At 62.2% G+C, this 15792-nt stretch carries 10 protein-coding genes and 2 pseudogenes; 7 read left to right on the top strand and 5 right to left on the bottom strand.

Features of this window, described 5'->3' with window-relative positions:
- Positions 1-194 precede the first annotated feature (194 nt).
- Positions 195-2087, top strand: a complete 1893-nt coding sequence (gene mrdA, locus ABEH27_RS04470) for a penicillin-binding protein 2 (protein WP_346612393.1) — start codon at positions 195-197, stop codon at positions 2085-2087.
- 62 nt (positions 2088-2149) lie between these two features.
- Here the strand turns inward: mrdA and ABEH27_RS04465 are convergent, their stop codons facing one another.
- The 3 genes from ABEH27_RS04465 to vgrG are packed head-to-tail and all read right to left on the bottom strand — an operon-like array spanning position 2150 to position 7904.
- Complete coding sequence (locus ABEH27_RS04465) at positions 2150-3415, bottom strand: sel1 repeat family protein (protein ID WP_346612392.1); 1266 nt, start codon at positions 3413-3415, stop codon at positions 2150-2152.
- Complete coding sequence (locus ABEH27_RS04460) at positions 3415-5205, bottom strand: phospholipase D-like domain-containing protein (RefSeq protein WP_346612391.1); 1791 nt, start codon at positions 5203-5205, stop codon at positions 3415-3417. The genes ABEH27_RS04465 and ABEH27_RS04460 overlap by 1 nt, the downstream gene beginning before the upstream one ends.
- Positions 5202-7904, bottom strand: a complete 2703-nt coding sequence (gene vgrG / locus ABEH27_RS04455; protein WP_346612390.1) for a type VI secretion system tip protein VgrG — start codon at positions 7902-7904, stop codon at positions 5202-5204. Before vgrG ends, ABEH27_RS04460 begins: the two co-directional genes overlap by 4 nt.
- Before the next feature lie 177 nt (positions 7905-8081).
- Between vgrG and ABEH27_RS04450 the strand changes: the two are divergent.
- Together ABEH27_RS04450 and ABEH27_RS04445 are read left to right on the top strand one after the other, a co-directional pair.
- A pseudogene (locus ABEH27_RS04450) lies at positions 8082-8363 on the top strand (amidase family protein); the annotation flags it as partial.
- Between the two features lie 22 nt (positions 8364-8385).
- Positions 8386-8490 (top strand): annotated as a pseudogene (locus ABEH27_RS04445) (nuclear transport factor 2 family protein); the annotation flags it as partial.
- Here the strand turns inward: ABEH27_RS04445 and ABEH27_RS04440 are convergent.
- Positions 8491-9405 (bottom strand): LysR substrate-binding domain-containing protein, encoded by a 915-nt coding sequence (locus tag ABEH27_RS04440; protein WP_346612389.1) that lies wholly within the window; start codon positions 9403-9405, stop codon positions 8491-8493. It abuts the pseudogene before it with no gap.
- A 95-nt stretch (positions 9406-9500) separates the two neighbouring features.
- Here ABEH27_RS04440 and ABEH27_RS04435 point away from each other — a divergent pair, with 95 nt between their 5' ends.
- From ABEH27_RS04435 to ABEH27_RS04425, 3 genes are all read left to right on the top strand, one after another.
- The gene (locus ABEH27_RS04435) at positions 9501-10595 is read left to right on the top strand and encodes a tartrate dehydrogenase (RefSeq protein WP_346612388.1); all 1095 of its coding nucleotides are present in this window, start codon (positions 9501-9503) and stop codon (positions 10593-10595) included.
- Between the two features lie 66 nt (positions 10596-10661).
- Positions 10662-11969, top strand: a complete 1308-nt coding sequence (locus ABEH27_RS04430) for a phosphate ABC transporter substrate-binding/OmpA family protein (protein ID WP_346612387.1) — start codon at positions 10662-10664, stop codon at positions 11967-11969.
- Between the two features lie 220 nt (positions 11970-12189).
- Positions 12190-13254 carry a TerC family protein gene (locus tag ABEH27_RS04425; RefSeq protein WP_346612386.1) on the top strand — a complete coding sequence of 355 codons (1065 nt, stop codon included), beginning with the start codon at positions 12190-12192 and terminating at the stop codon, positions 13252-13254.
- Positions 13255-13302: 48 nt separating this feature from the next.
- On the opposite strand, the gene ABEH27_RS04420 is transcribed toward ABEH27_RS04425, so the two are convergent.
- Positions 13303-14532: an acyl-CoA dehydrogenase gene (locus ABEH27_RS04420; RefSeq protein WP_346612385.1), complete on the bottom strand. Its 1230-nt coding sequence runs from the start codon at positions 14530-14532 to the stop codon at positions 13303-13305.
- A gap of 139 nt (positions 14533-14671) precedes the next feature.
- Between ABEH27_RS04420 and ABEH27_RS04415 the strand changes: the two genes are divergently transcribed.
- A complete protein-coding gene (locus tag ABEH27_RS04415; protein WP_346612384.1) occupies positions 14672-15598 on the top strand; it encodes a LysR family transcriptional regulator in 927 nt (308 codons plus the stop codon).
- Positions 15599-15792: the final 194 nt, after the last annotated feature.

Raw genomic sequence — 15792 nt, 5'->3', positions numbered from 1 at the left:
CGGCGCAGGCGCTGGTGTTTGCCTTGAGAGCAGGCGCCAGCCCGCGTAGCATCGCCGCCCCGCATGCTTGTGGGAGCCGGCTTGCCGGCGATTCGGGTGCGTAGCACTCGTCTGCATCCATGTTGGCTGGCCTGGCGTATTTGCCGGCAAGCCGGCTCCCACAGGTTTCGCGTTCAGCCGACACACCATCGCCCATGCCCCAACCGATCCCCCTCAAGGACCACGAAAAGGAAAAGAGCCTGGTCAACCGCCGGCTGCTCGCCTGCGCGGCCCTGGTCTTCAGCCTGGTTGCCGTCCTGATCGGCCGGCTTTACGTGCTGCAGGTGCTGCAACACGACCAGCAGTCCGCGGTGTCGGAAAACAACCGCGTGCATGTACTGCCCATCGCCCCCGAGCGCGGCTTGATCTACGACCGCAATGGCGTGGTGCTGGCCGACAACAAGCCCAGCTTCGACCTGACCATGACCCGCGAACGCGCAGGCGACTCGGCCAAGGTGCTCGATAACCTGGCGCAAATCCTGAGCCTGGGCGAGGACGACCGCAAGCAGTTCGACAAGGACCTGCGCCGCGGCCGCAAACCGTTCGAGCCAGTGACGCTGATGGTCGGCCTGACCGAAGAGCAGATCGCCCTGGTGGCGGTCAACCAGTTCCGCCTGCCGGGCCTGGAGGTAGAGCCGCAGTTCATTCGCGAATACCCCTTGGCCGAACACTTCGCCCATTCGGTCGGCTATGTCGGGCGCATCAACGAGAAAGAAGCCAAGACCCTCGACAGCACCGAATACCGCGGCACCCAGTCGATCGGCAAGACCGGCATCGAGCACTTCTATGAAGCCCAGCTGCACGGCCATGTCGGCTACGAAGAAGTCGAGACCAACGCCCAGGGCCGGGTGATGCGGGTGCTCAACCACCAGGACCCGATCCCGGGCAAGGACATCATCCTGAGCATCGACAGCCACCTGCAGGTGGCCGCCGAAAAAGCCCTGGGCGACCGCCGCGGTTCGGTGGTGGTGCTCGACCCCGCCAACGGCGACGTGCTGGCGATGGTCAGCAACCCCAGCTTCGACCCCAACCTGTTCGTCAAGGGCATCAGCTTCAAGCAGTACGCGGCCCTGCGCGACTCGATCGACCGGCCGCTGTTCAACCGCGTGCTGCGCGGGCTGTACGCGCCGGGTTCGACGGTCAAGCCGGAGGTGGCCATCGCCGGCCTCGACAGCGGTGTGATCACGCCCGGCAACCGGGTGTTCGACCCCGGCTACTACGAGCTGCCCAACTACGACCACAAGTACCGCAACTGGAACCGCAGCGGCGACGGCTGGGTGGACATGTACACCGCCATCATGCGTTCCAACGACACCTACTTCTACGACCTGGCGCACAAGCTCGGCATCGACCGCCTGCACGACTACATGGCCGAATTCGGCCTCGGCCAGAAGGTCTCGCTGGACATGAACGAAGAGGCGGCCGGGCTGATGCCGTCGGCCCAGTGGAAGCGCGCCACCCGCCGCCAGGCGTGGTTCCCTGGCGAGACACTGATCCTCGGCATCGGCCAGGGCTACATGCAGGTGACCCCGCTGCAGCTGGCCCAGGCCACCAGCCTGCTGGCCAGCAAGGGCGTGTGGCACCGCCCGCACCTGGCCATGACCGTGGGCGGCGTGACCCCGGTCGACCCCAACCCGATGCCAGACATTGTGCTGCACGACCGGCGTGCCTGGGACCAGGTCAGCCAGGGCATGCAGATGGTCATGCACGACCCGCGCGGCATCGCCCGCGCCTCCGCCGCCGGCGCCCAGTACCGCATCGCCGGCAAAAGCGGCACGGCGCAGGTGGTGGCGATCAAGCAGGGTGAGCGCTACAACCGCAACAAGACCCTCGAACGCCACCGCGACAACGCCCTGTTCGTCGGCTTCGCCCCCGCCGACCATCCCAGCGTGGTGGTGGCGGTGATGATCGAGAACGGCGAGGCCGGTGGCCGTGTGGCGGGGCCGGTGGTGCGCGAGGTGATGGATGCCTACCTGCTGGATGAGCAGGGGCACCTGAAACCGCAGTATGCCGGAGGAGCAGCGCCCAAGCAGGTGCCGCACACCTGACGCTGGCGGCAGCCCATGGATAACTTCGCGCCTATTTCCGCTGGGGAAAAATGTAGCGTTATTTATCCAAGCAGCCCCCAATTAACACGCGTTTCGCGCTGCATGATCTTGTCCCGTAACGGCCATAGGCGGGGCTCAGACCAAGTCATCTGATAGGTGGGCATGATTTCACCCTTTTCGAAACGCTTGATATGATTTTCCCAGCTGTTATTCATGACTTTCCAATAGCCACTTTCTGGGCAAGGCTCCCCGCTTGCGCATATTATGATCGGAAAATCGGCCTGGCTGAATGCGGGTGAGCCTGGGATGGGTTTGCCGGTGGCCGGGTCGAGGATCTTTTCTTTGGCAAGATTATGGATCAAGGCCTCAGTGGGTTTTTCCGGCGGAATGTTGGCCAAGCGTGCTTCCAGCCATTGGAGCTTGCCGTCCCATGGCGGCAGCTTGGCAGGGGGGAGCGGGACAATGTGGTCGATTTCTAGCACCGTAGGGTTTGCGTAAGAGTAATTACTAAGTATGAGTTCTATTTTTTTGTAGCGCTCGACGCGCTCTAAGTCTTTGGATTGCCCAAGATAGTTAACTTTATCAGACGGAACAGCCCCATTGAATCCTTCTTTTAAAGCGTACGCAGCAACTGCAGCACCACCCGCAACACCCAGCTGATACATTTTCAGCGCCTCTTGATAGCTTCTCCTCATCTCTAAACTTATCGCAAGTGCCACTGCCGCCTTGCCGTGCCCCTGCTCGGCGGCGCACCTATACATTTCCATCGCTATTTCTGGCGCAACACCCTTTGGTTCCAGTTTTCGTCCAAGATAGTACTGGGCCATGGCATTTCCTTCGTCGGCAGCTTTTCTATAGTATCGCAGTGCGGTATCTGGATCTTTTTTCAGACCCGCCCCCCCTTGGTTCAGAAGGATTGCGATAAAATAGTAACCTGTTGCAACGTTAGCCTCGATTAAACGCTGACTTAATCGCAGATACTCACCATCACGCAAAGCATATTCCCCGCGCATCGCACCATTCTGCAAGTTTATGTTCGCCTTGTAATGATCATGTTCACTCGCAATTCGGTACAAGCGCTCGACTTCGAGTATTACATTCTTATCCTGCTTGAGCTGATTGTTCTTCTGAAGCCACCGCGCATATTGAAATACGCTATCAATAGCAGCCGATGGCTCAGGTATTTTCTCATGAGCGCATTTGTATTCCAGTTTCGCCTTGACGTCACTCAAAAAATTCAACTCATCATCCTTATTAGTAATCACCAGGCTTCCAGCGTTGTCCCAAGCGACCAAAAACACGCTGAGAGCAAGCATTAGCCAGGGCATCAATCGAGGTCCTTAACAACTGAGTCGCCATAATAGAACTCAACTAGCGAACACAGCGGTTCCACACCCGCGCTCTGGCGCGAATGATTTTTATCGAGCAAGAACTCCCAAGCCTGGAATGCTTCAGCCGGCTTATCCTGCGCCCCCTCCCCTCCAGTATGCAGCCGCCACAACCGCTGCCTCATATCCCTGGTTACACTTCCCCACTCATGCGCAATATTCAGCTCAGTATCTACCTGCATACTTCGCGTATTGATATTTGCCGAACCGAGCGTGGTAAACACATCGTCAACAATCATCAACTTGGAATGGACATACACCGGCATCCACGGTTTCCCCGCTGGCGAGTCGGGTGCCACCAACGAGCACACATGAATTTTCAGACCTGGGATTTCCACAGGCACAATCGTGCTTTTCTCAATACCCGCAACCTGCTGTTCAACATCCAGCTTGCCGAGGCGGTCACGCGGGTCGCGCGGCGCGGGTGCCTGCTCCCTGACCTTCTGGATGCGGCTCAATTTCGTCACGCCAGGAATGGTGTCAGCCCGCCCCAGGCTCTCCAGCATTTGCTGGGTCTTCAGCGTCCCGGCGCCCATGCCGTCGTTAGTCGCATTGGTAATCACAAACAGGTGCAATGCCCCGTGCAGTCCCGGGTCGCGGCCACCCCTGATCTGCTTGAGCGCGATGCGCTTGATCGCTTCGGCCAGCGGTGGCCAACGGAAGTACTGGTTCTCGATATAGATGAACTGCGTCGCGTTGTTGACCGCCTGCAGGTAGAGCTGCTCGATATCGCGCCGCCCGGTCTGCGCCTGGGTGCGCAGCAGTTGGGCCATCTGTGGTGTTCCCTGAAGGCACCTGAGCTTGCGCCCTACGGCAATGGCGTCGCGGGCGATGAGCAGATCTTCGCCGGTTTCCTTGGCCCAAGCCGTGGCAAAGTTCTCATGCAAGTGCTCCAGTATCGGCCCGCTGACCTGGCTGGAGATATCCTGGCGCGGTGTGAAACCGCGCGGCCCCCGGTTGGGCGCGGGCCGCTGGTAGTCCGAGCGAATGACGGCTGAATGCGCGTCTGTGTCCCAGTACTCGTCGAGCATGTTGTGGCCCATGACAAAGCCAAGCGCCTGTTCCGGTAGTTCATAGTCAACCAGGACACTTTTCTGATGGTGGGTGGGCACGCCTACCAGGGCGAAAGCCATCCCGGTACTGATGCTTGGGTCCAGGCTGCGCCCGATTTCTTCGTAGATCCGCCTGCGCTCATCAACGCTGAAACCACGGCTGACAAACAGCGGGATCTGCCTAGGGTGCCGGGCGGCTTTGTTGCCCTTGACTGCACACGCCCGGAACCAGTCCACGTCCTCGGTATATTGCCGATCATTGGAACTCTGAAGCGTCCGGTCCCAATTCAGCATGACTCGACCGAAGTGATCGCTCTTCCCCGGCAGGTTGGCCTCGCCGCCTGCTCCCGCCAGGTTGGCGGGCATTTCCCAACCTAAGACCCGTACACGTACACCTTGCGCAGCTTTGCGTAGGAGCAACTGGCCAATGCTGGGGGATTTGCCATCACGGATGAAAAACATCGATGGCTGGAAGCCCCAACAGGTGATGTCGACCGTGCGGTTTGCATTAGCGATGGCCTGATGCACCGCCCTGAAGGCTTCTTCGCCGTTGATAAGGGGTTTGAAGGTCGCGATGACCGGGTGGTATTCGGAATTACATACAAACCAGCGTGGCGTGCACGTCGCTGTGTTGGTTTGTTTGAGGGCAACGGGTACAACAATGTCAGGCAGGTTCATTCCGATTTCCCTTTCTTATCCATCAGCCCTTCAAGCACCGCTGCGTACTGGAGTCGGTGGTCGGTATGCGACGAGGGCAAACCCACTGTGGCGGTGGTCTGCGCGCTGTGGTTATGTAACCCGAGATTCGCCAGCCTGGCCTGCTCGGGATTGCGATATTCGGTGGGGATGGGGATCTGGAAAGTGGTACCGTTGACAAACTGCAAACGGTATTGCTGCGTCACGACCTGATGATCAATCTGCAGCTCGCCGCCTTCATCCAACACCCCTTGCTTGAGCAACTCGCCGTCGGCGTACAACGCATACGGCATGCCCACCCAACCCTGGTCCGAGGCCCCTGACGCTGCAGGGATACGCACGCGCAAGGGCTGCTTCGACAGGCTCTTCGGGTAGTCCGGATGCGCAGCCTTCATGCTCGCCGGGCCGCTGTAATCGAAGTGAGCCGACTTGACGTTGTAGTCACCCTCGGTGCCCGCTTCGATGCAACAAGCGTCCAGGGTGAGGTAACTGCCACCGGCATTGAGGGTGATCTTCTTCTTTGCCGTGATACTGATTTCGTCTTCCGTGCTAATAATCGACAACCCCTGGCGCGCCAGGACTTCCAAGGTGTCGTTCTGCGCCTTGACGCTGATCGGGCCCTGGTTGGCGATCAGTTTGATACCGAGCTTGCGCACAAACAGGCTAACCCCTTGGCCAACGCCGATGAACAGGCGCTTGACCACACTTACATCGGCTCTGCCACCGGCGTTGAGCATGAGGTTGTCTTGCGCCGCCAGCTGCAGATGCCCGCCACTGCTCATCGCGATGCCCTTGGGTGCGCTGAGCAACAGCACCGCTTCCTTCAGCCCATCGAGTTGCTCGCGCAGCAGTGCCAGTTGCGCCTGTACGTCTGCGGGTTCCGCGTTGCTGGCCTGGGCATCTGTAGAAAGTTTCTGCACCTGTTCACCCGCCTGCTGCAGTCGGCTCGCCGCTGCCTGCATGTCCAGCATCTGGCCCTGCGCGCTGGTCTGGGCATCAGCGCTAACCAAGACCCCTTTGCCACCGCGAATCGCGCCCCAGGCATCGGTCCTCAGCTCAACGCCTTCGCCACGTTTTTGTCGGTTCCCGTCAACCAGATGGCCGAGGTTGAGCTGGGTCTTGCCGCCATATTCAGTGCCGAGCTTGATGTGCTCCTGCCCACGGGTGTCGTCCATGCGCAGCTTGTTGTTGGCGGGCGTGCGCAACACGTTGCGTTTGTAATTGCGCAGGTTGACGGGGTCCGGGTGCTGGCTGTCATGCAGGGCATGGGCAATATAGGGACGGTCGGGGTCGCCCTGCTCGAACGCCACCGCCACTTCAGTGCCGCAGATCAGCGGCAGGTGCAGGCCGTGGGTATCGCCGGCATAGGGCCGGGCCAGGCGCAGCCAGGCACTCTCTTCACCGGCGTGCCAGCAGTCGCGATCGAACAGGAAATTGACCCGGTAGCGCCCGTCCGGATCGATGTGGCCATAGGGGTCGTTTTGCCGCGAGCTGGTCACCCTGGCTGGCACTGTGCCCGCAATTTTCGGCTTGCGCTGCAGCGGTGGCCGGAAGCACAGGTTTTCTGAATAGGGAATGGCCTCGAAGATGACCTCCAGGCTGCGATCACGTGCAGCGCTCAGGCCCACGGCGGTAATGACCGCACCCGGGGCAAAGGCCTCAGGTGCACCGTCGGAAACCCTCAGCACCTGCCCTGGCGACAAAGCAGCGCTGCTGCTGGCACCGCTGAGCCGGGTGCAATCATTGAGCTGCAGTTCGTGCCTCAATCGGGCATAAAAATAGCCGCTCTCGGTGAGCAGATGTTCGTCCTGATCATAAGCATCCCCCAGTGCAACGTAGGGTTCGGCATACAGGTAGCTCTCGCCATAGGTGGTAGTGGCGCCGCAGCTTTGGTCGACATCGCCCTCCAGGTAGGCTGCAGCATCACGGTGCTGATAGGTGCGCACGTGCACGTGCTGTTCTACCACTTGATGATGGGCCTGCAATGCCCACACCGCATCCTGGCCTGAACTGCTCAGGCCGGATTGCGGCCGACAAGGCAGCGCGACGTCAAACTGGTAGTGACATTGGTCATCATGGAACTCGACCACGTCCAGGTGCAGCCGGTCATCACTGCTGAAGCGATACCAGATACCCACTTCAGCGAGCAGGCGGGTGATGAACGCCAGGTCGCTCTCACCGTACTGCATCACCTGCTCGCGCCTGGGATAATCGCGCAACAGGTCGAAGATAAAGTGCTGGCCTTCGAATGCGTGGCGGCTGCGCAGTATGTGCTCGACGATTTCCGGCACCGACTGGTGTTGATAGAGGCGGTACTGCAACCCGCGATCGAGCAGGGCCAGGCCAGGCTGAAGGGTCAATTGATAACGGGCTTCGTCGCGAGAGCCCGACAGGCGCTGGAAGCCGGTGACCACTCCGTGGACGGTTCGCAGCAGCTTGGTCTGTGGGGCCGACAGGCCCAGCAGCGGCAGATGCCTGGGAGGTGCGTGCAGGCTGAAGGTAGCGCGCTTTGCGAGCACGCGCTCGACAGCGATATCCTGCTCTGTAGAAGTGAACGCTATGGTGTAGCGGAAAGGCTGGCTGAGCCACTCTTCACCCTTGAATCGGAGGACGTCGAGTTCGGTTTCCATGCCGTCGACGTCCAGTTTTTGCCGGTTGTGATCTACAAAGCCCCGCGACATTTATCGAAACTCCACAGCAGTGAAATTTCGAACCTTGCCGCGCAATACTCAGGTAGGCCACCCTTCCAGGGGAAAATAGACGCTTCCTACATTTGTTAGGAATTTAGCCTACAAGGAACCTGCAGTCCTCTCCATCGGCATCTCCATCGTCCTGCAGAACCTGGCGATGAGCATGGCGCCGCACGCTCGGCGGAGGCAGTGGCCGCGGGGCTGTCGGATTTCAGCTTGGGTACCGACATCGGCGGTTCGGTGCGCGTCCCGGCCCGCTGCTGCGGCGTGTTCGGCTTCAAGCCGACCTTGGGCCGCATAAGCCGTAAAGGCCTGATGCCGGCGCGCACCGGCCTCAACCACGTGGGCCCGTTCGCCGCCAGCCTGCCAATGCTGGTGCGCGCGATGAGCATGATCGATCCCACCTTCGTCGCAGCCCAGGTCCCGGCCCAGGTGCGCATCGGCGTGCTGCAGGACGGTGTATCTAGTGCTCGAAGAAGGACGCTGGCGCGTGGCGCACTTCCAGACCGAAAACCTGTTCAACCGTCCGGCCAGCAGCTGGAACAGCGAGGCGCCGTTGCCTGTGCCCGAGCGCTGATCAATCCCCCGGCAACCGATAGCGGTCGGCAAAATACTGCCGAAAGAACTCGACCGCCACCCGCACCTTGGCCGAGCCGGCCAACGGTGCGGTGTACACCGCCCAGATGTCCGCCGCCTGCTGATACCCCTCCAGCACCCGAACCAGCCGGCCATCGTCCAGGCTGTCGTGCACATCCCACCACGAGCGCAGCACGATCCCACGCCCGTCCAGGCACCACTGGTGCACCACCTCACCATGGTTGCTCGACAGCGCGCCGGTCACCCGCACGCTTTCCTCGCCGGCCGGCCCCTGCAGGTGCCACAGGCCGAACGGGTGATCCCGCTCCTTGATCACCAGGCAATCATGGCCGGCCAGGTCGGCCAGCGTCTTTGGCGTACCGCGCCGGGCCAGGTAGTCAGGCGACGCACACAGCACTCGGCGGTTGCGGGCAAGGCGCTTGGCGATCAGGTTTGGCGCAAGGGTATCGCCCACGCGAATATCCAGGTCGATGCCCTCGGTGGCCAGGTCCACCAGGCGGTCATGCACATCCAGGCGAATATCCAGCCGTGGGTAACGCGCCGCAAGCTCCGACAACGCCGGCGCCACCAGGCGCCGACCCAGGCCCAGGCTGCTGGCGATGCGCAACTGCCCGGCCGGCTCGCGCTGGCCTGCATCCAGCTCATCACCCATGCGCTGCAACGCTTCGAACATCTGCTGCGCCCATTGATAGACCCGTTCGCCCTCCTCGCTCACCGTCACCCGCCGGGTGGTGCGGTGCAGCAGGCGCACGCCCAGGTCCGCTTCGAGCTGGCGAATGCGCTTGCTGACGAACGCCGCCGACATGCCGCGCGCCTCGGCCACCGCCGCGAAGCTGGCGCGGCGGGCCACCTGAAGGAAGATATCAAGGTCGTCGAGGCTCGGTAGATTGTTCACGATACGTACACTAAGAATCCATGGTTTTGGGGATTATCTCTAAACAGCCACCTTATAGCATGGGCCACCTCTACTCCCCAGCCACTAGGTGCTCCATGAACAAGACATTCAAGATTGCCGCCATCCCCGGTGACGGCATCGGCAACGAAGTGCTCCCCGAAGGCATTCGCGTGCTTGAGGCAGCCGCGCGCAAGCACGGCCTGGACCTCGCGTTCGAATATTTCGAGTGGGCCAGCTGCGACTATTACCTGGCCCACGGCAAGATGATGCCGGACGACTGGTTCGAGCAGCTCAAGGGCTTCGACGCGCTGTACTTTGGCGCGGTCGGCTGGCCGGACAAGGTGCCCGACCATATTTCCCTGTGGGGCTCACTGCTGAAGTTTCGCCGCGACTTCGACCAGTACGTGAACATCCGCCCGGTGCGCCTGTTCCCGGGCGTACCCTGCCCGCTGGCCGGCAAGCAGCCGGGCGACATTGATTTTGTGGTGGTGCGGGAAAACACCGAAGGGGAGTACTCGTCCCTGGGCGGGCGCATGTTCGAAGGCACCGACAACGAAATCGTCCTGCAGGAATCGGTGTTCACCCGCCGCGGCGTCGACCGCATCCTCGAATACGCCTTCGAGCTCGCCCAAAGCCGCCCCCGCCAGCATGTGACCTCGGCCACCAAGTCCAACGGCATGGCTGTGAGCATGCCCTACTGGGACGAGCGCACTGCGGCCATGGCGCAGCACTACCCCGAGATCAGCTGGGACAAGCAGCACATCGACATCCTCTGTGCACGTTTCGTGCTGCAGCCGGAGCGCTTCGACGTGGTGGTGGCGTCGAACCTGTTCGGTGACATCCTCTCCGACCTGGGGCCCGCCTGCACCGGCACCATTGGCATTGCGCCGTCGGCCAACCTCAACCCCTCGCGCAAGTTCCCGTCGCTGTTCGAGCCGGTGCATGGCTCGGCACCGGACATCGCTGGCAAGCACATCGCCAACCCGATCGGCATGATCTGGTCCGGTGCGATGATGCTCGAGTTCCTCGGCAAAGCCGCGCCCGATGGCCGCTACCAGGTAGCGCACGATGACATTCTGCGGGCCATCGAGGCCGTTATCGGCAAAGGTGAAACTACCCCCGACATGGGCGGCAGCCGCTCGACGCAGGCCGTCGGCCAAGCGATCGTCGACGCACTGGGCGCTGCCTGACCGTCACATTTCGGTCACGCTACCGTCGTAATCTGCCGGGCAACTCTATGCCAAAGGTCGCCCGGCATGCTCCGCCTGCTGCTCTTGCTGCTTCCCCTGCTCCCCGTTGCGGCCGTGGCCGAGCCTGTGCACCTGCGTGTGCAAGGCTCCAACACCATCGGCGCGGCCCTGGTGCCTGCGCTGGTGCAGGGGCAATTGCGGGCGCAACAGGCCACAGCCATCGAGCATCGGCCCGGCGCCGCGGCCAACGAAACCGTGATCGATGCCCGCGATGCCCACGGCCAGGCATTGCGCATCGACATCGCGGCGCACGGGTCGAGCACCGGCTTCAGCGCACTCGGCCGTGGCGAGGCCGACCTGGCCGCCGCTTCCCGCCCCATCACCGATGCCGAAGTGCATCAGCTCAAGGCACTGGGCGACCTGCGAGCGGCCAGCGCCGAGCAGGTTATCGGGCTGGACGGCGTGGCGGTGATCGTCCACCCCGACAACCCGTTGCCGCAGTTGACCACCGCGCAACTGGCGCAGGTCTTTTCCGGGCAGATCCAGCGCTGGGAACAGCTGGGCGTAGCAGGCGGCGCGATTCACCTGTATGCCCGTGACGACCGCTCCGGCACCTTCGAAACGTTCAAGGCCCTGGTGCTGGAACCCAACCATGGCGAACTGGCCGCCTGGGCCCAGCGCTTCGAGTCGAGCGACGCGCTGGCCGAACGGGTCGGCGCCGACCGCCAGGCCATCGGTTTCAGCAGTCTGGCTGCCGTGCACGGGGCCAAGGTGCTGGCCGTTGCCGAAGGCGATGCCCCGGCCATGCTCCCGGAGCGGCCGATGGTGGCCAGCGAAGACTACCCGCTGTCACGCCGGCTGTACTTCTATCTGCCCGCCAATGCCAAGCCCCAGGCCAAGGCCTTGGCCGAATTCGCCCAAAGCCCGGCCGGCCAGGCCATCGTCGCCGAACAGGGGTTCGTGTCGCAGCAGGTCAAAGCCCTTGCGGTGCCGGCGCAGGCCGACATGCCGCCGCGCTACCGCAACCTGGCACAGCAGGCGCAGCGCCTGAGCGTGAACTTTCGCTTTCAGGCAGGCAGCGCCAGCCTCGACAACAAGGCCCTGCGCGATGTGCATCGGGTGGCCGCGTACCTGCGCCAGGCCGGCAAGCTGCAGAGCAAGGCAGTGCTGGTGGGGTTTGGCGACCCTAAGGAAACACCCGGCCGCGCCGCCCTGCTTTCGCGCCTGCGAGCCCAGGCAGTACGCCGCGAGCTGGCGCGCGACGGCGTTGAAGTGCTGGAGGTGACGGGCTTGGGCGATGAACTGCCTGTGGCGGGTAATGAGCGGGAGCAAGGGCGCTTGCGCAATCGCCGGGTGGAAGTGTGGGTGTACTGATTGCCCAGCCAGCTGTTGGCATGGCAGCGGGTATTCAACAGTTACTCATCCGGCGCAACAGGGGTATGCCTGAGCAAAGTTTTGTAACAGCGCGCCATTCGGCATCACCGGGAAATGGGTCTAGGCTCAAGCCCATGTGATACCGGGCCCCTCTGACGGCTACTGCGCCGCCATGTCGGATCACTGTTGCCAAGCAACGTCGACAACTCAGGAGGGGCTCATGACAGCTCTACAGACATTCCTCACCACACCTTTTCTCGGCACCAGCACCTGGTTGTGGCTGGTGTTCATGGCCATTGTCGTCGGCCTGCTGGTGCTTGACCTGGGTGTGCTGCACCGCCAGGACCGTGAAATCGAAATGCGCGAGAGCCTGCTGCTGTATTCAGGCTATTTCAGCGTGGGCGTGCTGTTTGGCGCGTGGGTCTGGTTCGAGCTGGGTGCGCAGTCGGCGCTGGAGTTCTATACGGGCTTTCTGGTCGAGCAATCGTTGTCGATGGACAACGTATTCGTCATGGCCATGATTTTCGGTTTCTTCTCCATCCCCCGCCGCTACCAGCACCGCGTGTTGTTCTGGGGCATCCTGGGCGTGGTGCTGCTGCGCGCGATCATGATCGGCGTGGGTGCGACGCTGGTGCAGAACTTCGAATGGGTGTTGTACATCTTCGGCGCGTTCCTGCTGTTTACCGGGGTGAAGATGGCGTTGTCCAAAGAGGACAGCCATGTCGACCTGGCCAACAACCCGGTGTTGAAGTTCGTCAAGCGGCACATGCGCGTGACCGACCAGATACACGGCTCGCATTTCTTCGTGCGCCTTACCCCGCCGGGCCAGAGCAAGGCGTTGCGCTACGCTACGCCACTGTTCCTGGCGCTGGTGCTGATCGAACTGGCTGACCTGGTGTTCGCGGTCGACAGCGTGCCGGCGATCTTCGCCATTACCCAGGATCCGTTCATCGTATACACCTCGAACATCTTCGCCATTCTGGGGCTGCGGTCGCTGTACTTTGCCTTGTCGGCGTTGATGCACCGGTTTGTTTACCTCAAGTATGCCTTGGCACTGGTGCTGATCTTCATTGGCTGCAAGATTTTCTACCACGGCATGGTGGGCAAGGTGCCCGCGTTGCTGTCGCTGGGGGTGACGTTCGGGTTGTTGCTGGGTGGGGTGGTGGTGTCCCTGATCAAGACGCGGGGAGAGAAGCCTGCGCCGAGTGAAGCTCAACACGAGCAGGTGGCTGCTGGTGAAAGCAAGGGCGCTGAAAAGGAGGAAGACCCGCAGTTGCGGGTCTGAGTGGCGGCACGAGCCCAGTGGCGCAGGACCACAGGCTCGCGCGAGGGCTTACCGCCCGCTACGCAACATATCCGCCGGCACATACTTGCCAATCTCATACTTGCCTATCGCCGCCCGGTGCACTTCATCCGGGCCATCGGCCAGGCGTAGGGTGCGCTGCATGGCATACATGTACGCCAGCGGGAAATCACCGCTCACCCCTGCCCCACCATGAATCTGGATAGCCCGGTCGATCACCTTCAGGGCCACATTCGGCGCCACTACCTTGATCTGTGCGATCTCGCTGCGCGCGACCTTGTTGCCAACCGTGTCCATCATGTAGGCCGCCTTGAGCGTCAGCAGCCGGGCCATGTCGATTTCCATGCGCGAGTCGGCGATCTTGTCGACGTTGCCGCCCAGTCGCGCCAGCGGCCGGCCAAACGCGGTGCGCGCAACGGCGCGTTTGCACATCAGCTCCAGCGCACGTTCAGCCATGCCTACCGAGCGCATGCAGTGGTGAATGCGGCCTGGGCCGAGGCGCCCCTGGGCGATTTCGAAGCCGCGCCCCTCGCCGAGGATCACGTTGTCGTAGGGCACGCGCACGTTTTCGAACAGCACTTCGGCGTGGCCGTGCGGGGCATCGTCGTAGCCGAACACGGGCAAGGGCCGGACGATCTTCACCCCAGGTGCATCGGTCGGCACCAGCACCATCGAGTGTTGCTGGTGGCGCGGGCCTTCTGGGTCGGACAGGCCCATGAAGATCATCACCTTGCAGCGCGGGTCACAGGCGCCGGAGGTCCACCACTTGCGGCCATTGATCACCCATTCGTCACCGTCACGCACGGCCGTGGCGGCCATGTTGGTGGCGTCCGAGGAGGCCACGTCGGGTTCGGTCATGGCGAAGGCCGAGCGAATCTCACCGCGCAGCAGCGGTTCCAGCCACTGGCGCTTCTGCGCCTCGCTGCCATAGCGCACCAGCACTTCCATGTTGCCGGTGTCCGGCGCCGAGCAGTTGAACGGCTCGGGCCCCAGTAACGAACGCCCCATGATCTCGGCCAGCGGCGCGTACTCCAGGTTGCTCAGGCCAGCGCCGTATTCCGACTCGGGCAGAAACAGGTTCCACAGGCCCTCGGCGCGTGCCTTGGCCTTGAGTTCTTCCATGATTGCGGTGGGCTGCCAGCGGTCGCCTTCGGCAACCTGGCGCTCGAACACCGGTTCGGCGGGATAGACATGGGCATCCATGAACGCGGTGACGCGCTCGCGCAGTGCCTGGACCTTGGGCGAATAGGCGAAATCCATCGGGGCTACCTTCACGGTTCGAAGTACATGGGCAGAGCCTAGAGCAGCGCACCTCGATCTACCTAGTCTATTTTCCGCGTGTATTAACATTCATAACCGATATATGATCGGGCAATAATTCCAACAAAGAGCGGCGCCCATGAACCTCAGCAAGGTCGACCTCAACCTGTTCATTGTCTTCGATGCGATTTACACCGAAGCCAACCTGACCCGCGCCGGGCAGATCGTCGGCATCACCCAGCCGGCGGTGTCCAACGCGCTGTCGCGCTTGCGCGAAACCTTCAACGACCCGCTGTTCGTGCGCACCGCCCAAGGCATGGTGCCTACGCCCATGGCGCAAAACATCATCGGCCCGGTGCGCAACGCCTTGGCGCTGCTGCGCACGTCGGTGCAGGAAAGCCGCATCTTCAACCCGCAGCAAGCCAACAAGACCTTCCGCATCAGCATGACCGACCTCACCGAGGCGGTGATCCTGCCGCCGCTGTTCCAACGCTTGCGCCGCCTGGCACCCGCGGTGCTGATCGAGAGCTTCCTGTGCAAGCGCCGCGAGACCACCAAGGAGCTGGCCGCCGGGCGCCTGGACTTTGCGGTGGACGCGCCGTTGAACACCGACCCACAGGTGCGCCACGTCAAGCTGATGCAGGACCGCTACGTCTGCGCCCTGCGCCAGGGCCACCCGCTGGCGGACGCCAAACTGACCCTCGACAACTACCTGAGCATGACCCATATCCATATTTCCAGCCGGCGCAACGGGCTGGGCTACGTCGACCTGGCGCTGGGCAAGATGGGCGTGCAACGCAAGGTCGCGCTGCGTTCGCAGCATTACCTGATGGCCTCGCAGGTGCTGCAACAGACCGACATGGTGATGACCGTGCCGGAGCGCTTCGCCCGCCGCCATCAGTTGCGCTACCAGCCGCTGCCGGTGGACGTACCCGCGCTGGAGACGCACCTGTATTGGCACGAAAGCACCGACCAGGACCCGGCCAACCGCTGGATGCGCGAGCAGATCATCGAGCTGTGCGAACGGGTGGTGGCCGAGGAGGAACGGGCGCTGGAGCCGGCGTAAGGCCCCTCACAGCCAGGTGCCGCTAGCACACCCGTACTATCCGCCTGCACCCAGGCCCCATGCTACCGTCGACAGCTCATCCCCCATCGCATCAGGAAGCCGCGCCGCCGCGCGCGTGCGTCCGTGTAGTAACCGCTACGTTGCGTGGGCTTGCGAAAAGCCCATGCCGTAAGAAAAGTTCTAAGATCCGCAGC

The organism is Pseudomonas sp. P39-UII1 (genome assembly GCF_039672635.1).
Lineage (GTDB): Bacteria > Pseudomonadota > Gammaproteobacteria > Pseudomonadales > Pseudomonadaceae > Aquipseudomonas.
Note: the sequence above shows the minus strand (reverse complement) of the source record. Positions and strands in the feature narration are given on the sequence as shown.